Here is a 24,244-nt window from a genome sequence, read left to right as displayed (position 1 = left end):
ATTACCTCTTGGTTGTAAAGAAACTGCCTTTTTTCTGTGAGAGTTCAGTCAATCCCCACACCATTGCATCGAGCCGGTCAGGGGATTTTTTTGCAGTAGCAGGTACATATTCCATTAGCTGATTCTCCAGTTGGTACAAACTGCCCCGGTGAGCGACACGCCCTTGTGAGTAAAGTGCAGATATCGGCTCCGCCCGGGCGAACTTCCCTTTACTGGCATGAACACGGATAATCCGTCCCTTGAAGCCGGCGTTTCTAAGCGTATTTTCTGCCATATCACCGCCTTGGTTTGTTTCGATCACAATGGCATCGGCTTGATGTTCCTCATAGGCAGTGATCGCTTTAGTTGCCCAACCATTGGGGGAGTACTTGCTGCTGTAATCCGCATCGACACTATATTGTTTGCTGTCTCCTGTGCCGTAGCGACTTGTCACCACAATGCCCGTTTCGTCACTCTCTTCGGAATTGGTCGCCTGCGGGTCAATGGCCACAACCGTGCGGGTCAGTTCCTGACTGATCGTCATGACATGCGAGGCGGCTATCATTTGCTCCGTCCATAACGCGCCTTCTTCATTGAACTTGCGAGGACGCTGCATATATTGTGCCTCTGCCGTTCTGCGATGGGAGAACAGCGAAACACGGTGTGATTCATTATGCTTGAACGGCCACAACCACCCCGCTGGCAAACCATGCTCAATGGGAATGGCATGGGTGTGTTCAGGAAACAGTGTTTCATAAGATACCGAGTTATCAATAATCACCGGCAAACAAAGATGATGCCATTGTTCTCCACTGCCACCCCGTAACAGATAGCCGCTCAGGTCGTGATAGTGGATACGCTGCATGATGACAATTATTGGTGTTGTCTCAATGGCCAGACGGGATTTGATGGTTTCATTGAAACGGGTGTTGACGCCACTGCGGATGGTTTCACTGTAGGCATCATCGGGTTTAACCGGGTCATCAATGATCAATGCCCCCTGCCAGCCCGACTCCATATGACCTGCACGGAACCCAGTTACCTGTCCCGCCGCAGATGAGGCATACACTCCGCCACCGTGCTCGGTCCACCACATGGCTTTACTGTCCGCATCATCACGCAAGGTCATGGGCCACAAAGACTGATACGCCCGTGACTTCACCATATTGCGTGTTGTAGAGGAATTGAGTAAGGCCAGATTGTGGGAGTATGACAGGTGCATAAACCGAGCACGGTTATTGAGTGCCAGCCCTCGCCCCATCAAATTAATGGTCGCCAGTTCTGTTTTGGTATAACCGGGTGGGACATTGATAATCAGCCGGGATATCTCGCCATCGATCACCCGCTGCAAGGTCTCATCAATGATCAGGTGATGCGGAGCAACAATCATCTTGCTGCCCATCCGTTGTTTGAAGAAATAACGAGAAAAGTACAGACCGTCTTCTTCGCATTCTATCTTACGGGCAAAATCCCGTTGCTCAGCAGTCATCCTCATCTAACATCTCCTGCCGGGCTTGTTGATACTCTGCCTTAGTCAAGGCGACCGTTTGGATAGGACCGCCATCTTTGCCTGTCAGCTCTGTTTTTTTCGGTGCATCCCAGCCCATCAGGTCAGCCAATTGCTTGATAGCGGCTTTCGGGTCATGAAGTTTTAACTTGATGCCGTCCTTGCCGGTGGTCAGTTCTGAGATGGCACTTAAGGCGGCAGGGTTCTGCAACGCTGAATCTTTAAATTGCCAAGTTGCTTGAAATACTGGTTTGCCCTCTTCGTCTTCCCCTATCTGACTGTTACGGAAGTCGGCGATATCGTGAATGGAAACACGTCCCATTGCTGATAAGCGCTCTAAGGCTTCTTGGCGGCTCATTACGGCATCGGAAACGGCTTCTTGGTTCATGGTGTCGAGAAAGGTTTTAACGTTATCAAATGTTATCATTCGGCTCGCCTGAGTTCGGGCAGATTCTCCTTTTGCCTTCCCTCCTGCCTTACGATAAGAATCGACCTGATTTAACCCTTTCAGGATACCCAGTGCGAATTTTTGCTGTAGTGGAGTTAAGGCATCAAAGAAAATCTTTTGCTCATCAGTAAGCTGGATTTTCTTTTGTGCCATGTCTTGATTCCTTACAAAGAAAAAAGCCACCAGCGTTAACGGGTGGCAGGGGGGTATTGCGGTAACCATTCGAAGAATGGGTAAAAAATATTGACTTTAATTTCAAGTGTTAACTAATTGTTAAGCATTATTCGCTTTTAATTGGGTTGAAATGGAGTTATGAGGCTTTGTAGTGTTGTCAGTAAGATATGGTGGATAAAATGAAAAAATACCTTCTTCTTTACCTGTTGGCAGGCTCTACTCTTCTTGCTTCAATGCAGACCTATGCTATGACTTGCTCGATGTTTACTCCAGGCAGCTCAGCATGGAGCAGCTGTTTAGTTCAATGCACAAAGGTACATCCGGGGGTATTAAATTACGTATGGTGTTTATAATAAAACTGAGTAGGACGGTAGTACTCTTGCCGTCCTCTCACCCACACTGCGTCCTAACATATTCCTGCAACCCCAGTATCATTTGCTCTGAGGTGGCAATGCGCCCTCGGAGTAGACAATAATTTCGGATAGCGGAGTCTGTAGGTCGGGCGGTGGCTGCATCATCCACGCCGGAGGGGGCAGTGGTTTTAGGCACTGGACACTTGGCTTGGATGTACACCCGCTCAGGATGAGCAAGAGAAGCAGTGTGAAGCTCATCAATTTTACTCTTGGCATTCTTTAGCTCCTGTAGGTGCTTTGCATCCTGTTCTGCAAGGTGCTTTATCCGCTCTTGCTGGGTGGTGTTGATGGCGACTTGTTCTGACAGGGCTTTGCTGAGTTGAGCATTGTCGCTGTCCAGCTTTTTGTTTTTATCTATCAGGTGATCCAATAACCCTGCAAAAGCTGAGACCGCTACAATAATCAGTATGTGATACCACTTCACAACAACTCAAACGCTTTCTCAAACGTCGCCTCGGAATAAGGTTGCCTGCCGTTCTCCATCTTTATCATGGCGGTAACCAATGCTGTCATGGTGGGTTGGTGGTAGACATCGATGACTGCATCACTGGAAACACCAACCGCACGGCTCACATACGCAATGTAGTTTTCTGTGTCATTCTCGTTTGGTGGCGCCCAGCGGGAAATAAACTGGCGAATGTTCTTGTCACCGTAGCGCTTCACATAATTGCGCAGGATAATCAGCATGGCGCGAATGCCGTATTCCGGTGCGGTGAACTGACAGAATGACTTATCCGTCTGTCTGCTGCACAGTCCCTGCCATTTATCCCCGTGGCGGATATTGCCCGGATTATTATTGCGAATACCTCTGCTCACTAGATTACCCCCTGTTCTTGCTTGGCACGTGCAGAAATTTTGAGGAGCCAGTAATTCCATTCAATATTGAAAACCCCACGCGCCCATTTGTGCTGGCGATATCGCTTCGCAAATTTTTGTTCTTGTCGCCAATGACTTCGCAGTTTGCGCAGCGTCCACCAACGGCGAGCTTGATGCAGCATCACAACCAGAGGAAGAACATTCACGCCAAGCATTTTTTTGTTCATCTGTTCACCCCAAACTTGTTCTTGAAGAAGGTAAAGACCGCATCAACCACTGACCCAATCTTCTTGGTGCCCAAAAAGCCAATGAGTACCCCAAAGAACTGAGCCAGACTGAGTGGCAGGTTCGCCCATTCCAGCGCGTTAATAATGCCGACACTGATTGCTGCACAGATAAACGCTTCGGCCAATGAGGCTTTCCATCCTGCCCCCTCTCTTTTCTCGCGAGTGAATGCCGTCATGGCAGCCAGCAGTACCCCCGCAATCAGGGGCGCGTTAATTAATATCCAGTCCCAGACCTGAATCCAGAACTCGGTGTTTTTTTCAGTCATGCGCATAATCCACCCCATCTGAACAATGGGCGTCCGTGGGGTGAGCTATGGTCGCCCCTGTGAGTTGTAGTTAATAGGAAATGCCGTTATCGGAATTCCGATATCGGATTAGTTTCAATGAGTTAGGGTGCCGACCGCAATAGGATTGGAGTGTTGAGAAATTGCGGCGGCGAATTAAAATAGAGCGAAACAACAAAACCAACCACGAAATATTCCTAAAAATATTCCTTAGCTTCTATTTGATTGTTTTTGTTGATTATATTCCAATCTGCAAACATCTATGACTACCCACAGGCAGCCTTGAACTTGTCATTACGTTCGTTATTTTGGTGCAGTTTGTTTAATGATATTCATCGTTATCATTTTCAACATATCAGCCGCTTCACTATAAATCGCTAACGTGTTCCCTTGAGGGATCCGGCATGATTTTGTTTCTGAATTGTCATTAAAAGTGAATGTTACCACATCGGAATTCATGCTTATCGTTATTGGCGAGGCTATCCATGTATGGTGAACACCTTTCATGGCAATCACAGTTTTTAGCATGAAAGAGAGCGTAAAATCATCCGATAGCTTGAGTTCATGCAAGTACTTTTCTTTGAATACGTTATGTTCGCTCACACCCAACGTAATAATCTGCATTTCCTCCCCTTTGTGATTGCAAAAGGTAGGATTGGCCGCTATGGCTAGCGATTGATGATAATATTCAATAAAATTGCCTACACATTTTCTTAATATTTCTGCATGAGAAAATTTTTTTTCACTGGCTTCCTCGGCGGCGTTCTGCAAATCTTCGTAGGTGATCATTGTGTTAATCTCGCTATATCCTAATAGAGTATGCATTTATATCACCTTAAAAAATTTTTACCGTGAGCTGATACAAAAAAGGCCACACCGAAGTGCAGCCTAAAATTCAGAATGTAGATTTAAGTGGGTTATTTCCAGTTTAAACAATAGGGCAATGAATCCCCTACATTCTGTTGTTGCAGCAGACTACCCAACTTTTTAGCATCGTCGTTACTATATTCGCCAATGAATTCGTATTCGTGCTTGCCAAATAGATGGCTGTCGATACTGCTACCCAATGAATAAGGAACTCCGTCCACCGTTATTGTGAGATTCTGTTTAAATAAATCCACCAGCTTCTGATAACCGGCTTGATTGCTATCTGAAGAGACACGGATAAAGATTTTCTGGTTTAACCCATCCCAGACAAGCAATGAGAATTTTATGATAGCGGTTTTATTCTGGATGCCAGTCAGCGTACCGAAAGGACCTAGATGTTCCCCCGCAGGTTCAAATTCCGCATCAGCAAGATATCCCCACATCTGATCTTTGTTAGAAAAGGAACCCGTACCTACCTCTAGGTCAAACTCCAGCATGCAATCCATCTGCTGTGGCTTTGACCCAGACTTCACCAGATGCCAGTCACACGCCATCAAGTCATCGGGAGTTGGCTGCCACGGAAACCACTCATCATGTTTATTGCTCTTTTCAATATAAACAGGCTCATTAGACGTCAGGCGCATGTGTTCACCCGGCGCATCCCAATCACTACGGTGTAATTTATTTCCCAGATACACCTGAATGATCGCCCACGGACAAGAACCAACAGGCGCTGTTACCGCATCAATCTTGTATTGTGCGGGAATAATTTTGCATTGTTTTTCTGGATTATTAACTTCAGACATAAGCACCTCATTTAATGATTAAATTAATAAAGGCAATTTCATTTATCTGATAAATAACCAAAAAACTTACTTAAGGTAAATTTTTATCTCAATGAAATCTTACCCATCTATAGGCATAAAATTTGAAAGACAATGATGCTTTATTGAGTAGTAAACCCTAAGTTGACAACTGCCCGTTGATCTCTTGCTCCGTTTGCTTAAACCGCTCTTCTTCCAGTTCAACACCCAACACACGACGATTAAGTTTCAAGGCCGCTTTCAATGTCGCCCCGGAACCCATAAAGAAGTCTGCCACCAAATCCCCTTCCCGGCTGCTGGACCGGATAATATGCGTCATCAAGTCAGCCGGCTTTTCGCAGGGGTGTTTGCCCGGATAATACTGCACGGGTGAAAAATGCCAGACATCGGTATAAGGTACGGCTGCGGTGACGGTAAATGAACGGCGTATTAGGCCATATTCTTGCTGTAGTTCTTCATACTGCCGCGATAATGTCAGGTGAGTTCCCACCAGCTCATCATAGGGCTTGTTCAGTTCGCCACGCTGGTGCTTTTCTTGGGCGATACGATCAAACAGTACCTGTAACTTTTGATAGTCAGTCTCATTGGGTAACTGCCATTGACTGTCGCTGAACCAGTGACTGGCCATCTGTTTACCGGTTGCAGAGTGAATGTCTTTTGCCGTGACACCTAACGCTTTTCGGGCATCACGGAAGTAATCTATTAACGGTTTAAACACCGACTGTTTCAGTTCCCGGCATTGGCGGAAATAACCCTCCCCTTTCGGGTGATATGGTCCTTGATAATGTTCAGCAAAAATGATGCGTTCGGTTGCCGGAAAATACATCCGCAGGCTTTCTTTATTCTGCCTGCGCCACGGGCCGGACGGTTTCGCCCAAATGATATGATTCAATACATTAAACCGTTCACGTACCAGCAGCTCGGTATCAGAGGCCAGACGGGAACCGCAAAACATATACAGGCTACCGTTCGGTTTCAGTACCCGCCAGAATTCAGCCAGTAGTTCCTCCAGCCACGCAAGATATGCCGTGACATCGCTCCACTGATTATCCCAATTGCAGTCTTTGACCTGAAAGTAAGGCGGGTCAGTCGCGATAAGGTCGATACAGTTATCCGGTAAGGTTTTGATAAATTTCAGAGAGTCGTCGTTAATTAATGTGATACCGCTTGAATTCACAATATTTTCCATGCGTCGATGCTGGCTTGCTCTCTGAAAAGCCACAGAACAGGCGAACGGCTGGCGTTGTTAAATACCACCCGCCGTCCCTTTCACCGCTTAAGACACGGCCCCGTCAGGGACAGCGCTTGAAAAAGGTGTCGTTGTCCCGGCTTTCCATCAGGCCAGCCAGACAAAATTGAGTTAACAGTAATTGGCAACGCGGCGCGGATAGCCCCGTCAGGGTGGAAACAGCAGAAACAGACGCCCAGTCATACCGGGGGACGGTTTCTAAAACAAAAGCGGCTGTTGTTGTCATATCTTCATGTTTTAGCATGATAATTTAAACCTTTGGTCAGTTATTGTGCATAGACACACATGTAACTCTGACCAAAACGAACAGCAAGTCTTATGTTTATTTCAGGCAACAAAAAACCCCGCCAAAGCGAGGTCTGAAAATTCAATAAGCTGTGTGACATTGCTATCACTCTTATCACAATATACTGACTTTTGTAATTACGCAACCCGATTAACGGTTTCTTTTTGCACGCCTTTGTCCAGTTCCAAAACGACATCTGAAACGGCCAGTACACCCTCAATAAATCCCTCGGCGGCCTGTAATCGTTTGGCGACTTCGTTATGAGAAATGCCTAATTTCGTGCCCATTGGCCTGAGTGGCAGTGCTTTAATATAATGCAACACAATTAACTGATAATAATAAGGATTGTGTTTCTTCAAGCGCAGAACAGCCGCATCGATAGCGAATCCGTCATCATCACAACATTGGACGCGGGTCTTTCGGGTGCTGGGTGCCAACCCTTTAAATCCGGCGGCAATCGGTGCCCAGTCAACCGCACTGTTCCCCTCGCCAGCCCATGCGCCCCACTGGCTTAATATCATCTGCATATTACGCATTCACATACTCCTTTGGCCGCCTGCCCATAAGGCTATTTTCTTTCTGACGGGGCAACTTAACCCCTTCTTTCATCATGTCTCTGTGGTCCCCCATGCCTCTGTCATAGGCTGTTGTCTCAAAACCCCTGTTTGTTGTCTCAGGTTGTCTCAATTTAAAAATATAAATAGATATAATTCATAGAGTTAATGGAAATGAGACAACCGAGACAACTGAGACAACATGTTTTAGCCCTCACATGAAAAATTATTTTTCTTCGTCTGATTCAGGCATTAACACCATGATATAAGCCCGTTGCTGAATGCCCCCCAGGTGCTTAAGGCGCGGAGTCTTGCCCTGAAAGCTCCTTCCACTGGCCGGCTTCCTGAGTATGCCGTTTTTTACCAACGTATCGGCGAACATGTCCGGGTTAAACCCCTTGGCAATTTCCTGTTTAAAGGTGCCGGGTAACGTATAGAAAACGACGGGATCATCATCATGTATGCCTTTCTTTTCCCGGTACCCGGCTAAGTCCCGGATGGGTAAATCCCGCTCGTCATAAGGCAACGGGGCATAACGGCTCATACCATGGGCGTTCAGAAAGGAAACGGCCTGCTCAACAATCTGTTCCAGTTCTTTGTTGCCTGCCCCGAACTCAGCCACCCAGACATTAAAGATATATTGCAGGACATCCCGGCAGTCCTGTTCCTTCCAGCCGGTCACCACCCGCCCCAACATCAAGGCAGCTTCCAGTATGGCAAAGCGGTCACTGACCCTTTGGACCTGCTCCCCGTAACTTTCCGGTATCAACGTACTCCACCGGGACTGGGCGTCGGCATAGGCCTGTTTCGCGGCTTCATGGTGTGATGACAAGTAACGGATCCATTCGCGCCCGGCGGCCCCATGATGTTCACGGCAGCCGCGCTTTAAGGCATCCGCATGTGCCTTGCCGTTCTCCAGACCGTGTAAGTTCTTGGCCCTTTCCATCGGGATATTCAGTAACCTCACCAGTTGCCCGGCATTGATTTTAATACCCGCTTCCATTAAGAACGTGGGGATATCTTTCTCCCCGGTACTGATCGCCACCGTGCGCCAGCTTGCCAACGGTCGGTTGCCGCCTTCCTTGGCCCCCTGTATTTTCCCCCTGCCGTTAAACAGGGTATAGGCAGATGTGTGGACATGTTTTGGGTTCGCCCCCTGTCCCACCTCGTCGAGTGACAACAGCCCGTCATTGTGTGCCAGAGCCTCGTTGGCGATCCCCAATGCCGTGCCGTACCATGTCAGCCGTTGTTCATCCGCTTTACCGTACAGACTGGTGGCAATGTCTGCCGTGGTGGTTTTCCCGGCGGTCGATTGGGCATAAAGATGAACCCCAAACCCGTCAGCGCCCACAATCCCGATCATCGGGGCCGCCAACGCCACGGCAACCCCCAACATCATAAACGGGTTCTTCTCTGCCAGCCGGGCCACATGCTCACGCCAGCTTTCCGTGGTGCCTGACATCGTGTAAGCATTGGCCGCCGCACTGCCCCCGTTAAACAGGACCGGCTGTCTGGGTACGCCAATCACGGTACCGTCCGGCATAATATAAGCCCCTTTATGCCAGCCTGATTTTGCGGTCATGCTCCAGATTTCCCGGGTGTGGCTGCGGATCAGCCAGTCCGCCAGAATGGCCCGGAGGTTGCTTTTGGTGGTCACCTGCACCCCGCCCGCCTTGAGCATCCTCCAGCCCTCTCGCTCGCCAATATCGGCTGACGCAATCCCTTTAATGACGGGGGTTTGGCTGCCTTTCGCCTGCCAGCGCACAATCAGGTATTGCTCATCATTTTCATCAATGCCCGTACCGATGACATCCACAGGGGAACATAACCATTGTTCCGGCTTGATGATTTCCCCGGTCTCTTTGTCCAATTTGGGGGTGACATAGAAAACCCCCTCGGAACGGACATCAATAAACGGTATCAGGGGATCGCGGGGTTTCTCTCGGTGTTCGTCCAGAGGGATCGTGACGGCCTTTGACATTGATGTTTCTTCCCCTGCCTGATACAACCCGTCACTGAATGCCTGTTTTGCTGCCTCAATGCCGTGGTGCTGACGGTAATCATCCCAATCAGCCTTGTGTTCTGTGGGGGGTAACGTGACCCACCCGTTGATAGCTTTGGCTGTCTTCTCGGCTGAGATTTTGCCGACGTTCTTTTTCAGCCTGCCGTTGTTGTCCCGTTCTTCCGGTCCGTGCCAGTCATTGTCAGCCGCCAGAATGATTTTCGCGTCTGGCCACCGTTCCCTGACCTGTTCAGCAACAGCGGATAAATTCCCTTCATCAATCGCCGCCAGCACCAGCCCCTCATGCAATTGACTGACGGTTAATGCGGTTGCATAGCCCTCGGCAATTAAAACAGTATCAGGCGTTCCGGTCAGTGCTGATAAGGGGATAAAACTCCCCTTTTTCTGCGTGCCGGGGACAAGGCGCTTTTTACCCTCCGCCGTGATCGTTTGTGCGCCTGTGACTGTGCCATCAGCATCAACCAGTGGGATCAATAGCGAACCGTCCGCCAGTAATGGCACAGTGAAGCCCGATAACCCTTTGTTATTCAGATAAACAGACTCACCTTGTTGGATCTGAGATAAAAGGCGGTTATATCGCTCGGTAAAGCGTTTTTGCTTCTCTGTCCGCTCATTGGCTTGGCTTTGTGTTTGTCGCTCTTTGTGTTGTGCCTGCTGCATTTTAATCTGAGCTTCATTTCTGGTCGGCTGATAGTCTGAACGGGTCTCAATGCCGATAATCTCCGCCACTTCTTTGGCTGCTTCAGTCACACCGACTCTTAAGACTCGCTGAACTAAATCGAGGCCATCACCGGCACCACACTGGTTACAAATGAATGTGCCGTTACCATCCTTATCATCAAAGCGGAACCGGTCTTTACCACCACATGCCGGGCAGGCGGTATGCTGGTTTAGGGGCACTTCTGCCCCCATGTTAGCAAGTATGCCTTGCCACTGACCGTTGGCTTTCAGCTTCACCTCACGGATCACATCAATAGCCTTCATTGTCTGTGCCTCCCGCAGGTTCTGCTACATCATGCGATACACTGAGAATTGATGGATACAGCGCCCCGCCTGTCAATGTTACATCGTGATAGATAACGGCTGCGTAAGTGTTTGCCAGTGCGTTGAGGCGAAAGTTTTTCGTTATCATCTGAGCCTCCTATCAATGAATGGCGGGTATAGTGTTAAACTCGCCAGCCTCTACTGATTTGATTAAGTCATTGTGCAAGATGGAAAGCCCTTCGCGTCCTTTCTCAGATAGCCGGTTACCGTTCTCTGGCTGCATATTGATAAAATCCATATACATTCTTACCGCCATATCCGCCCCTTCTTCACTACCGAACTGCTCAAAGGCGATCCCCTCAACATGGGTTGCCAACATTAGGCGCTCTGCTAATGGGTATACCGTGATTGCAGAGACACCATTAATGTAAATGGCTGCGGTATCAGTGCCGCCTTTGTCGTTATCAACCTCACGGGTGCCGTTTCTGTCTATTTGCTCTCGGACAAATGAGGCTGATACAACCCACCGCCACAATATCAACCGCTGTTCACTGGTTGGCTCATAGAAGCCTGCTTTCCAGCCATGAGAAATAGCCGCGACCAATTCAAAGCCCAGCAATAAATCTTTGTCATATTGTCCCGCGTCCAATGATTTCAGCGCCTCCACATAACCTACGATTTCAGTATTCGCCGCCTCAGTGATGACAATCACGCCGTACTTGCCATAATCAAATGATGTTTTGATGTGTTGCTTTACTGCGCCCATGATTGCCCCTGCTGGTCTGGTGCGATGTTTGCTCATTACTTACCCTCCCTGACATCATTCAGCGATTGATCAATTTCTCGTGTGCACGTTAAAGCGATACAAATCATGTTGCACGTTTCGCTATCTCGTTCCACCTCCAGCCATGTAGAAAGCAAAGTAATGAGCTGTTCAGTTCTTGCTTGAGGCACTTCAATTAAGCGTTCAATCAGGCGTTTTTGTTCCGTATTCATCCCATCACCTCTGCTGACTTGTTAATTTCCTCAATCAAAAACACCGCAATATCACCGGATAACTTCGCCATTAATGAAGAAATAACTGATATTTCACTGTCCTGTATTTGATGGGGGTATGACTCAATAAGTTGGTTAATAAATTCAAGTTGCTGCGCCTTTTCAGCGGCTTGATGGATAGTGATAGGCTTGCTCATGCAATCACCTTCCAAACGCATATCAATATGGCTTACCATTTCGGGAATCCCTCGCGGTGATGAAGTTCAAACTGGGCGTTTTGTTCCGTGTCATTCAGCGCTTCGGCGATCCTCGGCAAATACATCAGGGCTTCACCAATACGGCGTAAATCGTCCCTTGCCTGACAATCGGCATAGTTTTCATTATCGGCTGACCAGAAAGCCAGCTCCCCCATTGCAGACATCGCCGCCATCACTGCACTGTGTGCACCACCGGAATGCTTGCGTAAGTCTTTCAGTTCCTCAGTGTCCATGGCACTGAAGTTATTACGTACCAGATGGTTATAGATATCAGACATAATCAGGCTCTCCCTGCGTAGGTGAATTCTTTAGTGAAACGGCTTATTGGCATGATGCATGGGTTGCTATAACCATCACGGATAAACGTGACACGGTTAAAGGCCACTGACAGCACCTGAACAGTCTCCCCATTCTTATGGGTGTAATAGTCATGGGGTGTGGGGTTACGCATGGCTCACCCCCTGAACGGTAGACAGTTCGCTACGGTTGAAAGGGGTATCGATACCGATATCCCCCGGTTGACGAGAGACAAATATCAGTGAGGGGATCCCTGCCAGCCGACGGGCTTCACCTTCACTATCTGCTAACACAGTGATAAGCCGCACGGGGTGAATATCCACCAGCCGCTGAGTGCCCGATGCAATTAGGAATGTAAATTTAAGGTGAGTTTGGGTATGCTGTGTACCAGCCATGATGTAAGACTCCTTTACATTGTGGTTAGAGGCTCCGTGCGGACGGCCATCCTGCGGAGCCTTGTTCTTATTGAATACAATTATATCCAACTGGCACCCAGTATAAGCATTAACTGGCACCCACTTCAATATTTTTTTTCGAATAATTTTTGTGTATACTGGCACCCATAAGCAAATACGGAGACCAGTAATGACACGTGATAATGTCAATAACAAATCACAAAAGATGAGTGCACGAGTACCACACGAAGTAGCCGATAGCGTGGAATCGTTAAAGGAGGCAGGGGAAAGCACGGCACAGTTTATCGTCACCGCATTACAGGGTGAGATCAAACGCCGCCAGCGCAAAGCCAAGTCACCATCTGAGCAATAACTAACCAAGTGAATATCTTTCACTAGGTTAACTACCTCCCTAAAAAAATTGTAGTTAACTGATTGATTTAACTTGTAAAGCAAATCTGCTTTACGCCAAAGGGTAGCATTCGCCGTGCTATCCTTTTCTTTTTGCGACTGACTAAATGACGGTCGCAAATTAACCGCGTCGCTAAATGATACGCGCAAACTTTGTGCACCTCTTAAAGAGGTGTGCAAATTCTGTGAGTCAGCATGACTGCCGCACAAAGTCCGATTATCAGATATTGGATTTTGCATACCGATGTTTTCGGCGCTCAAACTATGACCAGACTGCATATTTGCAGTCTGATTGGATATCAACGAGTTAGGTAACTGACCCACAATTAGTGGGGCAGTCAAAGTATGACCAGATGCCAAATCTGGCGTCTGGATATTTATCAATGGGTTACTAGGGTGTCCGAAAATATTCGCATACCTATCGGCGGAAAATTTCGCTGATTGTCTAATATCCAACCTTTGATTCCCCCATTCTGGGGGAACAAAGAGTGCTTTATGACCACTCATCAAATTAGCCCCCTATACGCCCGATAGGGTTCATCAGTGTTGCGAACAGCTCAATACGGCGGCTGACTTCCTTTAATGCTTGTGTTGGTGACTGACCCGCGTTCCTTGCATCCTGAAAAGCGGCCTGTTCAATCTTCTGAATACAGACAAGCAACCCTAACTGCTGCTCGTCTGCGTTCTGGCGTTCACCATCCAGTAAACCCGCAAAACGATTCTCAGTACGGGCAAGGTTGATATAGTGGTGACGCTCTGCGCCTAAATCCCTTAACGCATCACGTGACTCATGGTAGTTCGGCAAATATTCACGGCGAATAGGTTCAACCGCTCGCTTCTTAGCAAATGCTTTTGTTACATCCAGCTTAAATTGCGTCATTTTGTCGTGATTACGTCCTCGGACAAGACGGCACATAAAATCAAACTGGTTTTCGTTGAGTAAGTAATAGCGATTGTGCTTAATTCCTCGTGCTCCAATCGCTTTCACTGCTGCGATTTCAAATGACGGCAGTGAACCAAGCTCCCTTAGCTGCTTAATATTGGCTTTGATTAGTTTGTATAAGCTGCGGTGCTGTAATCCAGCACGTTTTGCAAACAAACGGCTATCTATTCTCGATTCAGTTCTATGCTGAATCAAGATAGGCTCCTGGCTGGTTTCAGGGTGAGCAAGTCCCTGACCCAATGAGGCCATAGTTTTAGATGTCATAGTCTTACCCTGTCTTAATTAATTTAATTTTCGGCTGTAGGGGTTATTCACGTTTTCTACTGCTGGCAGGAATATAAAGCTTTTCATCACCTCACCTCACCACGTGATTCAGCAATACGCTGAGCTATCCACGCATCAATCTCTACTTCAATAAAAGCGACTGAACGAGTACCGATTTTGATTTGCTTTGGGAAGCTATCATCTGCAATGAGCTTGTAGATCCAAGCCTTACTGTAGCCAGTTCTGCGCTGGACTTCGGGTAAGCGGATAAGGTTTTCTTTGGATGTTGTGATTGTTGGCATATTGCCCCCTGTTATCTAGTCCTTAAAATGTTGTAATGGACGTCGTTTGATTACAGGAGGGAATATAACTTTACGGTTGACACGGTATTGTAATATTACAAAAATAATTCGGAATATTACGGAATAATATCTTTTAACCATCCCATAACAGCATTTCCGCTTGGTAATGGTAAGCCTGCTTTTTCAAAATCGGCTCGGATCGTTCCTCGCGGATTCTCCATGTGCCGGCGTGGATTTTCTGCTACCTCTGCACCGTACTTAGTGAATAATAATCCATAAATAAATTGTGCTTGGGCATTAGAAGTCTTGGATGATATTTGCTTTTCTGGTTTGCTCCATGAGCTTACAAAAGAGTCCAAGTCTTCCGTTTTAATGGCAAAATATGAGTTTTGTGGAAACTCAATGCAAGGCACAAAGCTATCAAACATTCTCTCTTCATATGAATTTTGTCTTAATGCTTTGAGTTTGTTGATATGCCCCATTAAAAACCCACTTTCGCTTTCATCGGATTGACTTAACTTGATTAGCCCTAACAGTTCTGCCTCCGCATCAATTGAGTTTACTATCTGGAATTTTTTTTCTGGTGTGGAGACAATCACCCCTTTTAAGTCATAAAGCGACCTAGATGGCGGGGATAGCCTTTCCTCAGAGCTATATATTTTCTCCGCCTCATATCGTGTTATCCCTTGTGGAATAGCAGACCATAAACCAGAAAGCCGTATAATGTTACGATCTACTGGTGTGGCGTGAGGAACGGCCACATCTGGTAGTATTGGTTCTAGCCTTAATAGATGTCTATTGCAGTCAATTGCTGCTTCCGTTTCAGATAGTACGTAAGACAGAGGTTTATCTTCAATTTCAATTTCTCTAGCAAATACTGGAGTATGAAAAAAAATTGATGGTTTTATTTCTTCGTCTGCTATTAAACGAGAAACATCAGAAACACTTATTTTATGCTTTAGCTTATTGCTTAATAATCGTGCGCTTTCATTTAGATTTAACCATTTTCTTTTTTCCAGTATATCCAACAGCCGCCTCCATGAGTTTCCATGTTATTCTTTTTAGCTCTACTAAAGTCAATTTTACAACGTAACTATGGAGGCGCAACTGTACGTTTTTTCTATAAATTGTGGATAACTTCTGTCATCTTTGTCCCCATGCGGATTTGCCTAAAAACTATTTCCGGCTCTTTTTTGCAAAATCATACGGTGTGATATGTTTTTCCCGATTGGCATCCAGATAATCGGCCCACCACTGAACCATTAGTCGCCGTTCGTCCAGATGTTTAGATGTATGAATATAAGCAGCTCTGACGTTTTTTCTTTCCACATGGCTTAATTGGCGTTCGATGGCATCATCATTCCACAATCCCGACTCTCCCATTGCACCACGAGCCATTGTTCGGAATCCATGCCCGCAAACATCGGTTTTGGTGTCGTAACCCATGCCACGCAGGGCATTATTGACGGTGCTTTCACTCATGACTTTTCGCGGATCATGATCGTTAGGGAACATCACTTCACAATCGCCGCTTAATTCACGTAATGATTTAAACAAAGTGACTGCTTGACGACTCAGCGGCACAATATGCTCCGTTTTCATTTTCATGCCCCGTTCAGAGAATTTAACCCCTTCAATGGCTTTTCTTGTGGCGGGGATCTTCCAGACTGCCTTTTCAAGGTCAAGTTCTTCCCAACGGGCAAATCTCAATTCACTGGAACGGACGAACGTTAATAAAGTCAGCTCGACTGCGATACGGGTGATTAAGCGTCCACGATAGCGAGAAAGTCGGCTCAAAAATTCAGGTAAACGTTCATGAGGTAGGGCGGGATGATGTTTGGATTTAACAGTGGAAAGTGCGCCAGCCATATCATTAGCCGGGTTGGAATCAAGAATATCGTTCTGGACAGCATAACGCATGATGGAAGTTACGCGCTGTTGCAGTCGCTGAGCAATGTCATGTTTTCCATCAGCATCAACGATTTTTATTGGGGCTAAAAGCTGGCTTGTCCGTAAAGTGGAAATATCAAGCCTGCCAATATGAGGAAAAATATAATGTTCGAGGCTGCGTAGAATGCGGTTGCCGTGATCTTCGCTCCAGCGTTTGTTGCTGGCGTGCCAGTCACAGGCGACTTTTTCAAAGGTATGTTTTCCCTTTACTCCAGCATGTGCGTCTTTTTTCTCGGCTTTGGGATCAATCCCTTGAGCAATTAGCTTTTTTGCTTCATCTCGTTTGGTGCGAGCATCAGCTAAAGAGATGGCCGGATAGACACCGAACGCCAGTCGGTCTTCTTTTTTATCAGTGGGGCGGTAGTACTTCATACGCCAGTACTTCGAGCCACGCGTAGTGACTTCCAAATAGAGGCCACCACCATCGGCGAGTTTGTAGGTTTTTTCTTTGGGTTTGGCTGTTTCGATTTGTCGTGCGTTTAGTTTCATTATAAGGGGCACATTTAAAATAGAAGTGTAGGTGCCCCTGATTATGCCCCGCCGTGCATGTTGATTGCAATAGACTAGAGTAGACCTAAAAAGAAAAGACCTGATTGATTTATCAGGTCTTTCTAGGAGTTAGTTTACTTGAGTAGACGTTAGTAAACTTATGTTTGGTGCCCAGGGCGGGACTTGAACCCGCACAGCCTTACAGCCGAGGGATTTTAAATCCCTTGTGTCTACCGATTTCACCACCTGGGCTGAATTTGGAGGCGCGTCCCGGAGTCGAACCGAGGTTGACGGATTTGCAATCCGCTGCATGGCCACTCTGCCAACGCGCCTTTTTTTGGAGCGGGAAACGAGACTCGAACTCGCGACCCCGACCTTGGCAAGGTCGTGCTCTACCAACTGAGCTATTCCCGCCTTTCTTCGAACTTCTTGATTTACTTAACTTGTTTCGTAAATCTCATGTGCCGTTCGATGCGTTGCATTCTACTTACTTCACAAAATGAGTCAACACAATTATTTAGAAAACTCGTTCGTTCGCTGATTTTTGCGCCATTTCGATCAACCTTCACGCAAATCAACCCATGCGGCGCTCAAATATTGAAACATTGACCAGAACGTCAATACCGCAGCTGCATATAATAAGATGAATCCCCCCACTTCCAGTTCAGTGCAAGGACGCCATAATAAAGCAACTAATGCCGCCATTTGTGCTGTGGTTTTTATTTTTCCCAGCCATGAAACAGCCACACTGCTACGTTTTCCCAATTCTGCCATCCACTCACGTAGAGAGGATATGATGATCTCGCGAGCAATCATTGTTGCAGCAGGCAGTGTGATCCACCACGTATGATAATGTTCTGCGATAAGCACCAACGCAGTGGCGACCATAACTTTATCTGCTACCGGATCAAGAAATGCCCCAAAGCGCGTTGTCTGTTTCCATAAACGGGCAAGAAAGCCATCAAACCAATCCGTTGCAGCAGCGATAACAAAGATAATGGCACACAACATCGGTGCCCATTGGAATGGCAGGTAAAATGCCAAAACAAAGAATGGAATTAAGGCAATACGAAACAGGGTAAGCCATGTTGGAATATTTAATTGCATAATGCTTAGTAACTATCTGGCCATGTAAAGTTTATCAGTATGGTGCATCAATACTCTTAGTGTTTCAACGCATTATAGATTTTTTCTGCCAATGTATAAGAAATAGAAGGCACTTTTGCGATCTCCTCTACACTTGCGTTGCGTAAAGGCTGTAATCCACCCATATATTTTAGCAACATTTGTCTGCGTTTCGGTCCTATACCTGCTATTGATTCCAGTGTACTGGTCTTTTTTACTTTTTCTCGGTGCTGACGGTGGCCAGTGATGGCATGGTTATGCGATTCATCTCGAATGTGTTGAATAACGTGTAAGGCTGGTGAGTCAGAAGGAAGTGCCATGCCCTCACCCTCCGCTTCAAAAAATAAAGTTTCTAAGCCTGCCTTGCGATCACTTCCTTTCGCAACACCAATCAGCTTGGGATGGTTTTTATCCCATTCAACGTCCAAGGAATTGAAAACTTCTATTGCCCGAGCGAGCTGCCCTTTACCACCATCAATAAAGATGATGTCTGGAATTTTGGATTGATCAATCACCTTACTATATCGACGATGTAAAACTTGATTCATCGCCGCATAATCATCTCCGGGCGTAATACCCGTAATGTTATAGCGACGATATTCTGCACGCACAGGACCGTTACTATCAAAAACGACACAGGATGCAACAGTCTGTTCTCCCATTGTATGGCTGATATCAAAACACTCCATACGCCCAATTTTTGTGAGGCCCGCGAATGCAGCAAGTGATTCTAAGCGTTGATAGATTGTTGATTGCTGGGAGAGTTTCGTGGTTAGTGCAGTTGCTGCATTAGTACGTGCCAATTTCAGGTAACGCGCTCGATCGCCTCTTGGGCGCGCTTGGATATGGATCTTTCTGCCCGATAATTCAGAAAGTGATGTTTCCAACAGTTCTTTTTCAGGTAACGCAAAGTCCAGCAAGATTTCTGTCGGTAATGTTCTGTTTTGACTGCCCTGAAGATAAAATTGACCAAGGAAAGTCTGTACAACTTCATCTAATTTAGTATCAACAGGAATTTTGGGATAGTAACTCCGGCTGCCTAATATTTTTCCTTGACGGATAAATAATACGTGTACACAGGCCGTACCTGATTCAAAGGCGACACTAATAACATCAAGGTCATCCCCCTCACCAGAAACAAACTGCCGTTCAGTCACTTGTCGTACAGCTTGAATCTGGTCGCGGTAACGAGCAGCATCTTCGAATTTAAGTTGCTGGCTGGCTTTTTCCATTTTACTAACCAATTCAGTCAGTACTTGTTGATCTTTACCCGCTAAAAATAAGCGAACATATTCAACCTGCTGCTGATATTCTTCATCTGTTACGAACCCCTTAACACAAGGAGCAAGGCAACGACCAATCTGATATTGCAGACAAGGCCTTGAGCGATTGCGATATACACTGTCTTCACATTGACGGATAGGAAATAGTTTCTGCAATAAAATCAAAGTGTCACGCACAGCGTGAGAATTGGGAAATGGCCCGAAATATTCTCCCTTCGCATGTTTAGCGCCACGGTATAATGTCAGACGAGGATGGATATCGCCACTTAAGAAAATGTAAGGATAAGATTTATCATCTCGGAGCAATACATTATAGCGAGGTTGATAAAGTTTGATGTAATTATGTTCGAGCAGAAGTGCTTCAGTTTCTGTATGGGTAACTGTGACGTCTATCTGCACGATATTTTTCACCAGTGATTCTGTTTTACGGCTGCTGATTTGTGTCCGAAAGTAGCTGGATAATCGTTTTTTCAGATCCTTGGCTTTGCCGACATAAATCACCGTGCCAGAGACATCGTACATTCGGTAAACACCCGGCTGACTGGTGACTGTTTTTAAAAATGTCTTTGAATCAAATTGATCTGCCACAATTTCCACCCATCAAATTTTCTCACCCACCGTGGTTCACTATATCTTGTGTATCAAGCAACCCACAGCGTATTGCTATATGGGTCAATTCTACATCACCATTGATATTTAGTTTACTGAACATTCTATAACGATAGCTATTCACTGTCTTAGGACTCAAATTAAGCAGTGTGGAAATCTCATTAACCTTACGACCTTGAGTTATCATTGTCATGATTTGTAATTCACGCTCTGAAAGCTCATCCAATGGGTTTTCTTTTTGAGGAGATAATTGATTAAGCGCCATCTGCTGGGCAATATCTGGGGAAATATAGCGCTGACCAGCATAAACTGTTCGAATCGCATTAATCATATCCTGCGGCGTTGCCGCTTTGCTCAAATACCCCCTAATTCCTGCTTGCATCACTTTTGTCGGCAAAGAGCTTTCAGTATGGATAGTTAACATAATCACTCGTATATCAGGTGAATAGCGGATTATCTTTTTGGCTGCTTCAAGCCCACCGATTCCGGGCATTCCCATATCCATAATCACAACATCTGTGCTGTTTGATCTGCACCATCTGACCGCATCTTCCCCACTGCCAGCTTCTCCTACGACTTTAATACCTCTTGCATCATCAAGGATACCTTTAACGCCAATGCGAACCAGCTCATGGTCATCAACTAATAAAACATTAATCAAACAACATCTCCACTAACGTAATAGCCACTGAAATAGTGATAAATTAATAAGATCCAAAACCAAGCCAATATGCTTATTTTATCTTCATGATTTTCATAAGGTAATTTAAAAAAGAAGACAGCATTATCTCTCGAGTGAGAGAGATTTTTTGATGAGTTAACGGATTATACTAACATTAGCACGAAACAGAAAGAAAATTGTTACATATCAATAAAGTAAATTATTTTAATCATTCCGTTTATTATGAAATATTTTTCCCACACAGCCTTGTTTAATACTTTTCAGAACAACATATAAATATATTATTCTTAATAACCCGCTTTAATCCATCATAATATGAATGGAGGTAATACTACCCCCATTCATATTGTAACAATTATTTAAATAAATTAAGAATATCTTGTTTAGTCAACATCGGGGTTTTTTCAACAAAATTATAATACTTAGGCTTACTGTCTACATAAATCTGGCGGGATAATTTACTAGAATGATTATTTTCGAACAAGGCAACTGGAACATAATAAGCACTGGGATGATGTAAGTGATAGAAAAGATGTGTACCACATTTTTTACAGAAAGCGCGTTCTGCCCATTCTGACGATGAATATGTTAAAATATTTTCAGCCCCTTCTATTTGTAAATCATCCTTACAGTCTACAGATAAAAATGGGCCTCCACTCCATTTTTGACATGTTTTACAATGGCATGCGTTAACTTCCTCAATGCCTTGCCCGGTTTTTATACCAACAGAACCACATAAACAACGACCTTGATTCATCATCTCACTCCCCATTTGCCAAAATTTATAGGAAAAACCTTATATCTGAGGTTGAACGACATTACCATCATGTTTCATCCCCCCATGTTCACCACAATAATTCCCCCGATTTTTAGCGTATTATATAAATAATAACTAATAGCGCCCAAATTGCAGCTTAAAAAATGAAAATACAAATAAAAGATGAATTATTTATCTCGTGCATCCTCATCTTCATCATCATCAATATGCCAATTGTGCAGTATTCGATGGACAAAAGGCGTCACTACCATCCCAACAGCGATGAAAAAGATAGCCTGAAGGAATAGCCCATAAATGGCTGCAAAATATTTTCCCAGCATACTGACTGGCTCAATGTGCAAATTTTGAGTTCCAATCATTGAAACAGAATTCAATATTGCATCAGGTATAGCATGGCTTTCAATCAAGAAAAATCCCAATACGCCTGGAATAATGCCGATCAAAAAGATAATAAATGCGTGCAAAAGGAAACGCACTATCCGTAAAAGAAATCTATCGAGGCTAATTAATTTATCAGTAAACTTTTCCATACCAATCCTCCACTAATAAATTAGTTACCATGGTGATTGTATGTTAGTTTTTATTTTTATCAATGATTATCCGTCAGATATTTCTAATTACGCTGAATACTGGTTCCACATAAAAATAAAGAGGTATCGCGTGGAACAACAATTTTCAAGGTATTTCGATAGCGGGTATTCATCTTCCTTTTATTTATTGATGACGCTCGAAAAAATGGTGGGCACGTCTTCGGATTTCAACTGAAAACAGGTAGATTACTCCCTGCCCTAACAGTACACCCACGATAGTGATAACGATACCAATCATTTGTGCCAAACTGGGCATGTTGCCCATAATGACCTGGATAATAAGTGCAAAAATTGGAACGAAATTGAAAAATATCGCCGTCTTTCCTGCTCCAAGAATTGCAACCCCCATATTCCAAAAAAGATAGGCAATTGTAGAGCCGCCAATGCCGATATAAATACAGGCCAAATGGCTTTCAAACGTTCCAGATGATAATGCAGGGATGGGTGACTCAACAAAAAATGCAATAAAAGCTAATATAATTGCACCAAAAAACATCGTCCAACTGGTCGTCTCCAATGGTGTCGCATTTTTAATAAATCTCCGTATCCCTACTGTATACATCGCCCAACCAAGACTCCCGATAAAAATGATTACATCGCCGGTTGCCACCTGAATTTCACCATCTAAAACCAACTGACCATTGGTAATGACTAAAGCAACGCCTAACAAGCTAATCGCCATACCTACTATACGCATAAACTCAGGTAACTGACGGTATATAATGGCTTCAAGAATATTGGCAGAAATAGGCGTCGTTGCAACTATCAACGCAGCCGTGATCGGACTTGCGCTTTGAAGACCAACAAAAAAAGCGCCATTGAATCCTGCGACGCCAATCGCCCCAAGGATAAAAAATTCCCGCCAGTTTTGTTTCAAAACCTTGCCATGAATTCCTTCTTTCCATGCCAAGAAAATGAAAATACAGATGACCGCAAAGAAAAAGCGCTCAACAGAAGCTGTCCACGGAGGCAGGCTCACAAGAGCCAATTTAGTTACCTGAAAATTTGATCCCCAAAAAAATGTTGCGATTAGCGTTAGCATAACCGCGATCTGTGATGTTGTTCTCATATCCATTACCTTAATTTTTCGATCTCTTTACCCATTAAACTGAGTCATTTTTGGCAAATTCATTGTGGCATCTTTCAAATTTGAAATATTTAGACAATATTGGTAATCAATTTTTCATAAATGGAAATCACATCGTGCAAACACTTATTTGGGATGATATTCGAGTATTCTTAACAGTCACACGAATGGGCACTATCAGTAAGGCAGCAGATACTCTTGGTATCGGTGTGGCAACTGTATCGCTAAAAATCGAACGGCTGGAATCCACTTTCGGGATGCCTTTATTTTTGCGACATCAGGCGGGGTATCGGTTAACGGAAGATGGCGCAAAGCTATTAGAAAAGGCTGAGGCTATGGAGATGGCAGCAAGTTCATTTCTATTTGAAGCCGATATACGAGCCGCCATTGCAGGAACAGTACGACTTGCAACACTGGAGACGTTAGCCAATTATTTAATTATACCGGGCTTATCAACCTTACAAAAAAATCATCCAAAACTGACTCTGGAAATCACAACCGCTCTCTACTCTGTTAATCTCCACCGCCGCGATGCTGACTTAGCACTCCGCATCATCAGACCTGAACAAGGTCATGTTAATGTTCGTCAACTGGGAACGTTAGGATTTGGCCTTTATGGAAGCACAGACTATTTGGCAACCTGCTCTTCTGGCCTATTTCAAGGTGAATATGACAATGCTCGCTTTATTGGCTGGACAGATGAACACTCACAACTTCCTTCTGTTAGCTGGCTTAAGCAAACTCTAAAAGGTCGTCCACTTTCAATTTCGACAACATCAATTTTTACTCAGATTACAGCAGCGAGTGAAGGGCTTGGATTAGCTGTATTACCCCATATTGCGGCCAGTAATACCGGGCTTATCTGTGTTTCGCGTGACTTGGGTATAGATAGGCCTATCTGGCTTGTGATTCAGTCTGATTTAGCTCACTCACCGAGGATACGGAAAGTCGCCGATTTTTTGGCTGATATCGTTTATCAGAATAGGGATAAACTTTCAGGGCAAACTGGCATTAACTTCTTTAAAAATTAAAAAAGCAAAAGACGGAGTGTCTTTTTAACGATCTTCTACCAATATGTCAGTATTTCAGCA

31 protein-coding genes and 3 tRNA genes are annotated in these 24,244 nt (G+C 45.2%); 2 read left to right on the top strand and 32 right to left on the bottom strand.

Translation table 11 applies throughout. From position 1 onward, the window contains the following. Window position 1: 1 nt before the first annotated feature. The 19 genes from Xmir_RS17885 to Xmir_RS17795 all read right to left on the bottom strand — a co-directional run bounded on the left by Xmir_RS17885 (window position 2) and on the right by Xmir_RS17795 (window position 12,640). Window positions 2–1,468, bottom strand: a complete 1,467-nt coding sequence (locus tag Xmir_RS17885) for a phage terminase large subunit family protein (RefSeq protein WP_099115510.1) — start codon at window positions 1,466–1,468, stop codon at window positions 2–4. Further along, a complete protein-coding gene (locus tag Xmir_RS17880) occupies window positions 1,458–2,087 on the bottom strand; it encodes a terminase small subunit (protein WP_099115476.1) in 630 nt (209 codons plus the stop codon). Before Xmir_RS17880 ends, Xmir_RS17885 begins: the two co-directional genes overlap by 11 nt. A gap of 411 nt (window positions 2,088–2,498) precedes the next feature. Continuing rightward, window positions 2,499–2,945, bottom strand: coding sequence for a lysis protein (locus Xmir_RS17870; RefSeq protein ID WP_099115474.1), 447 nt, complete (start codon window positions 2,943–2,945; stop codon window positions 2,499–2,501). Next, window positions 2,942–3,337 carry a structural protein gene (locus tag Xmir_RS17865; RefSeq protein ID WP_099115473.1) on the bottom strand — a complete coding sequence of 132 codons (396 nt, stop codon included), beginning with the start codon at window positions 3,335–3,337 and terminating at the stop codon, window positions 2,942–2,944. The genes Xmir_RS17870 and Xmir_RS17865 overlap by 4 nt, the downstream gene beginning before the upstream one ends. Beyond that, a complete protein-coding gene (locus Xmir_RS17860; protein WP_099115472.1) occupies window positions 3,337–3,564 on the bottom strand; it encodes a hypothetical protein in 228 nt (75 codons plus the stop codon). Before Xmir_RS17860 ends, Xmir_RS17865 begins: the two co-directional genes overlap by 1 nt. Beyond that, window positions 3,561–3,896, bottom strand: a complete 336-nt coding sequence (locus Xmir_RS17855; protein ID WP_244170973.1) for a phage holin, lambda family — start codon at window positions 3,894–3,896, stop codon at window positions 3,561–3,563. Before Xmir_RS17855 ends, Xmir_RS17860 begins: the two co-directional genes overlap by 4 nt. A 315-nt stretch (window positions 3,897–4,211) precedes the next feature. Next, window positions 4,212–4,733, bottom strand: a complete 522-nt coding sequence (locus Xmir_RS17850) for a hypothetical protein (protein ID WP_099115471.1) — start codon at window positions 4,731–4,733, stop codon at window positions 4,212–4,214. Window positions 4,734–4,825: 92 nt separating this feature from the next. Then, window positions 4,826–5,581 (bottom strand): Thoeris anti-defense Tad2 family protein, encoded by a 756-nt coding sequence (locus tag Xmir_RS17845; RefSeq protein ID WP_099115470.1) that lies wholly within the window; start codon window positions 5,579–5,581, stop codon window positions 4,826–4,828. 157 nt (window positions 5,582–5,738) lie between these two features. Continuing rightward, window positions 5,739–6,788, bottom strand: coding sequence for a DNA-methyltransferase (locus Xmir_RS17840; protein WP_208620457.1), 1,050 nt, complete (start codon window positions 6,786–6,788; stop codon window positions 5,739–5,741). A gap of 103 nt (window positions 6,789–6,891) precedes the next feature. Beyond that, entirely contained in the window at window positions 6,892–7,092 is a 201-nt protein-coding gene (locus Xmir_RS17835; RefSeq protein WP_099115469.1) for a hypothetical protein, read from the bottom strand. A 179-nt stretch (window positions 7,093–7,271) separates the two neighbouring features. Beyond that, window positions 7,272–7,670, bottom strand: a complete 399-nt coding sequence (locus Xmir_RS17830) for an antiterminator Q family protein (RefSeq protein WP_099115468.1) — start codon at window positions 7,668–7,670, stop codon at window positions 7,272–7,274. A gap of 244 nt (window positions 7,671–7,914) precedes the next feature. Further along, entirely contained in the window at window positions 7,915–10,695 is a 2,781-nt protein-coding gene (locus Xmir_RS17825) for a TOPRIM and DUF927 domain-containing protein (protein WP_099115467.1), read from the bottom strand. Beyond that, on the bottom strand, window positions 10,682–10,843 hold the full coding sequence (locus tag Xmir_RS25760) for a hypothetical protein (protein ID WP_167386005.1): 162 nt from the start codon (window positions 10,841–10,843) through the stop codon (window positions 10,682–10,684). The genes Xmir_RS17825 and Xmir_RS25760 overlap by 14 nt, the downstream gene beginning before the upstream one ends. Window positions 10,844–10,855: 12 nt before the next feature. Beyond that, the gene (locus tag Xmir_RS17820; protein WP_099115466.1) at window positions 10,856–11,497 is read right to left on the bottom strand and encodes a hypothetical protein; all 642 of its coding nucleotides are present in this window, start codon (window positions 11,495–11,497) and stop codon (window positions 10,856–10,858) included. Then, window positions 11,497–11,691, bottom strand: coding sequence for a hypothetical protein (locus Xmir_RS17815; RefSeq protein ID WP_099115465.1), 195 nt, complete (start codon window positions 11,689–11,691; stop codon window positions 11,497–11,499). Before Xmir_RS17815 ends, Xmir_RS17820 begins: the two co-directional genes overlap by 1 nt. Beyond that, window positions 11,688–11,927, bottom strand: coding sequence for a hypothetical protein (locus tag Xmir_RS17810; RefSeq protein WP_244170972.1), 240 nt, complete (start codon window positions 11,925–11,927; stop codon window positions 11,688–11,690). Before Xmir_RS17810 ends, Xmir_RS17815 begins: the two co-directional genes overlap by 4 nt. Continuing rightward, entirely contained in the window at window positions 11,921–12,226 is a 306-nt protein-coding gene (locus Xmir_RS17805; protein WP_099115464.1) for a hypothetical protein, read from the bottom strand. The genes Xmir_RS17810 and Xmir_RS17805 overlap by 7 nt, the downstream gene beginning before the upstream one ends. Before the next feature lie 2 nt (window positions 12,227–12,228). Continuing rightward, the gene (locus tag Xmir_RS17800) at window positions 12,229–12,399 is read right to left on the bottom strand and encodes a DUF4222 domain-containing protein (RefSeq protein WP_099115463.1); all 171 of its coding nucleotides are present in this window, start codon (window positions 12,397–12,399) and stop codon (window positions 12,229–12,231) included. Further along, window positions 12,392–12,640 (bottom strand): hypothetical protein, encoded by a 249-nt coding sequence (locus Xmir_RS17795; protein WP_099115462.1) that lies wholly within the window; start codon window positions 12,638–12,640, stop codon window positions 12,392–12,394. Before Xmir_RS17795 ends, Xmir_RS17800 begins: the two co-directional genes overlap by 8 nt. 190 nt (window positions 12,641–12,830) lie before the next feature. Between Xmir_RS17795 and Xmir_RS17790 the strand changes: the two genes are divergently transcribed. Next, window positions 12,831–13,013, top strand: a complete 183-nt coding sequence (locus Xmir_RS17790) for a YlcI/YnfO family protein (RefSeq protein ID WP_099115461.1) — start codon at window positions 12,831–12,833, stop codon at window positions 13,011–13,013. Window positions 13,014–13,562: 549 nt separating this feature from the next. On the opposite strand, the gene Xmir_RS17785 is transcribed toward Xmir_RS17790, so the two are convergent. From Xmir_RS17785 to Xmir_RS17725, 13 genes are all read right to left on the bottom strand, one after another. After that, window positions 13,563–14,258, bottom strand: coding sequence for a Rha family transcriptional regulator (locus Xmir_RS17785; protein ID WP_099115460.1), 696 nt, complete (start codon window positions 14,256–14,258; stop codon window positions 13,563–13,565). 86 nt (window positions 14,259–14,344) lie between these two features. Then, window positions 14,345–14,560, bottom strand: coding sequence for a helix-turn-helix transcriptional regulator (locus Xmir_RS17780; protein ID WP_099115459.1), 216 nt, complete (start codon window positions 14,558–14,560; stop codon window positions 14,345–14,347). A 116-nt stretch (window positions 14,561–14,676) separates the two neighbouring features. After that, the gene (locus Xmir_RS17775; protein WP_099115458.1) at window positions 14,677–15,588 is read right to left on the bottom strand and encodes a hypothetical protein; all 912 of its coding nucleotides are present in this window, start codon (window positions 15,586–15,588) and stop codon (window positions 14,677–14,679) included. Between the two features lie 148 nt (window positions 15,589–15,736). Next, window positions 15,737–16,999, bottom strand: coding sequence for a tyrosine-type recombinase/integrase (locus tag Xmir_RS17770; protein ID WP_099115457.1), 1,263 nt, complete (start codon window positions 16,997–16,999; stop codon window positions 15,737–15,739). A 165-nt stretch (window positions 17,000–17,164) separates the two neighbouring features. Beyond that, window positions 17,165–17,251, bottom strand: a tRNA-Leu gene (locus Xmir_RS17765). Between the two features lie 6 nt (window positions 17,252–17,257). Then, a tRNA-Cys gene (locus tag Xmir_RS17760) sits at window positions 17,258–17,331 on the bottom strand. Window positions 17,332–17,337: 6 nt separating this feature from the next. Next, a tRNA-Gly gene (locus Xmir_RS17755) sits at window positions 17,338–17,413 on the bottom strand. 144 nt (window positions 17,414–17,557) lie between these two features. Next, window positions 17,558–18,106, bottom strand: coding sequence for a CDP-diacylglycerol--glycerol-3-phosphate 3-phosphatidyltransferase (pgsA, locus tag Xmir_RS17750; protein ID WP_099115456.1), 549 nt, complete (start codon window positions 18,104–18,106; stop codon window positions 17,558–17,560). Window positions 18,107–18,162: 56 nt separating this feature from the next. Continuing rightward, window positions 18,163–19,995, bottom strand: coding sequence for an excinuclease ABC subunit UvrC (gene uvrC / locus Xmir_RS17745; RefSeq protein ID WP_099115506.1), 1,833 nt, complete (start codon window positions 19,993–19,995; stop codon window positions 18,163–18,165). Window positions 19,996–20,017: 22 nt separating this feature from the next. Then, on the bottom strand, window positions 20,018–20,677 hold the full coding sequence (gene uvrY / locus Xmir_RS17740; protein ID WP_099115455.1) for a UvrY/SirA/GacA family response regulator transcription factor: 660 nt from the start codon (window positions 20,675–20,677) through the stop codon (window positions 20,018–20,020). Between the two features lie 376 nt (window positions 20,678–21,053). Then, window positions 21,054–21,455 carry a GFA family protein gene (locus Xmir_RS17735; RefSeq protein WP_099115505.1) on the bottom strand — a complete coding sequence of 134 codons (402 nt, stop codon included), beginning with the start codon at window positions 21,453–21,455 and terminating at the stop codon, window positions 21,054–21,056. Between the two features lie 188 nt (window positions 21,456–21,643). Beyond that, window positions 21,644–22,006, bottom strand: coding sequence for a hypothetical protein (locus Xmir_RS17730; RefSeq protein WP_099115454.1), 363 nt, complete (start codon window positions 22,004–22,006; stop codon window positions 21,644–21,646). A gap of 184 nt (window positions 22,007–22,190) precedes the next feature. Next, on the bottom strand, window positions 22,191–23,135 hold the full coding sequence (locus tag Xmir_RS17725) for a DMT family transporter (RefSeq protein ID WP_099115453.1): 945 nt from the start codon (window positions 23,133–23,135) through the stop codon (window positions 22,191–22,193). A gap of 134 nt (window positions 23,136–23,269) precedes the next feature. Between Xmir_RS17725 and Xmir_RS17720 the strand changes: the two genes are divergently transcribed. Next, the gene (locus Xmir_RS17720) at window positions 23,270–24,184 is read left to right on the top strand and encodes a LysR family transcriptional regulator (protein ID WP_244170971.1); all 915 of its coding nucleotides are present in this window, start codon (window positions 23,270–23,272) and stop codon (window positions 24,182–24,184) included. The last annotated feature ends 60 nt before the right edge of the window (window positions 24,185–24,244 follow it).

The sequence above is a fragment of the Xenorhabdus miraniensis genome, from assembly GCF_002632615.1.
The sequence above is the reverse complement of the archived record's forward strand: the minus strand, read 5'-3'. Positions and strand labels throughout refer to the sequence as shown.

Excerpts from the sequence above, each read along its gene's own strand:
- Xmir_RS17880 (WP_099115476.1), bottom strand. The coding sequence starts at position 2,087 with ATGGCACAAAAGAAAATCCAGCTTACTGATGAGCAAAAGATTTTCTTT.
- Xmir_RS17860 (WP_099115472.1), bottom strand. The coding sequence starts at position 3,564 with ATGAACAAAAAAATGCTTGGCGTGAATGTTCTTCCTCTGGTTGTGATG.
- Xmir_RS17825 (WP_099115467.1), bottom strand. The coding sequence starts at position 10,695 with ATGAAGGCTATTGATGTGATCCGTGAGGTGAAGCTGAAAGCCAACGGT.
- Xmir_RS17790 (WP_099115461.1), top strand. The coding sequence starts at position 12,831 with ATGACACGTGATAATGTCAATAACAAATCACAAAAGATGAGTGCACGA.
- Xmir_RS17845 (WP_099115470.1), bottom strand. The coding sequence starts at position 5,581 with ATGTCTGAAGTTAATAATCCAGAAAAACAATGCAAAATTATTCCCGCA.
- Xmir_RS17770 (WP_099115457.1), bottom strand. The coding sequence starts at position 16,999 with ATGAAACTAAACGCACGACAAATCGAAACAGCCAAACCCAAAGAAAAA.
- pgsA (WP_099115456.1), bottom strand. The coding sequence starts at position 18,106 with ATGCAATTAAATATTCCAACATGGCTTACCCTGTTTCGTATTGCCTTA.
- Xmir_RS17735 (WP_099115505.1), bottom strand. The coding sequence starts at position 21,455 with ATGAATCAAGGTCGTTGTTTATGTGGTTCTGTTGGTATAAAAACCGGG.
- Xmir_RS17810 (WP_244170972.1), bottom strand. The coding sequence starts at position 11,927 with ATGGTAAGCCATATTGATATGCGTTTGGAAGGTGATTGCATGAGCAAG.
- Xmir_RS17785 (WP_099115460.1), bottom strand. The coding sequence starts at position 14,258 with ATGACATCTAAAACTATGGCCTCATTGGGTCAGGGACTTGCTCACCCT.
- Xmir_RS25760 (WP_167386005.1), bottom strand. The coding sequence starts at position 10,843 with ATGATAACGAAAAACTTTCGCCTCAACGCACTGGCAAACACTTACGCA.
- Xmir_RS17830 (WP_099115468.1), bottom strand. The coding sequence starts at position 7,670 with ATGCGTAATATGCAGATGATATTAAGCCAGTGGGGCGCATGGGCTGGC.
- Xmir_RS17805 (WP_099115464.1), bottom strand. The coding sequence starts at position 12,226 with ATGTCTGATATCTATAACCATCTGGTACGTAATAACTTCAGTGCCATG.
- Xmir_RS17780 (WP_099115459.1), bottom strand. The coding sequence starts at position 14,560 with ATGCCAACAATCACAACATCCAAAGAAAACCTTATCCGCTTACCCGAA.
- Xmir_RS17820 (WP_099115466.1), bottom strand. The coding sequence starts at position 11,497 with ATGAGCAAACATCGCACCAGACCAGCAGGGGCAATCATGGGCGCAGTA.
- Xmir_RS17795 (WP_099115462.1), bottom strand. The coding sequence starts at position 12,640 with ATGGCTGGTACACAGCATACCCAAACTCACCTTAAATTTACATTCCTA.
- Xmir_RS17850 (WP_099115471.1), bottom strand. The coding sequence starts at position 4,733 with ATGCATACTCTATTAGGATATAGCGAGATTAACACAATGATCACCTAC.
- Xmir_RS17835 (WP_099115469.1), bottom strand. The coding sequence starts at position 7,092 with ATGCTAAAACATGAAGATATGACAACAACAGCCGCTTTTGTTTTAGAA.
- Xmir_RS17725 (WP_099115453.1), bottom strand. The coding sequence starts at position 23,135 with ATGAGAACAACATCACAGATCGCGGTTATGCTAACGCTAATCGCAACA.
- Xmir_RS17800 (WP_099115463.1), bottom strand. The coding sequence starts at position 12,399 with ATGCGTAACCCCACACCCCATGACTATTACACCCATAAGAATGGGGAG.
- Xmir_RS17730 (WP_099115454.1), bottom strand. The coding sequence starts at position 22,006 with ATGGAAAAGTTTACTGATAAATTAATTAGCCTCGATAGATTTCTTTTA.
- Xmir_RS17840 (WP_208620457.1), bottom strand. The coding sequence starts at position 6,788 with ATGGAAAATATTGTGAATTCAAGCGGTATCACATTAATTAACGACGAC.
- Xmir_RS17855 (WP_244170973.1), bottom strand. The coding sequence starts at position 3,896 with ATGCGCATGACTGAAAAAAACACCGAGTTCTGGATTCAGGTCTGGGAC.
- Xmir_RS17885 (WP_099115510.1), bottom strand. The coding sequence starts at position 1,468 with ATGACTGCTGAGCAACGGGATTTTGCCCGTAAGATAGAATGCGAAGAA.
- Xmir_RS17815 (WP_099115465.1), bottom strand. The coding sequence starts at position 11,691 with ATGAATACGGAACAAAAACGCCTGATTGAACGCTTAATTGAAGTGCCT.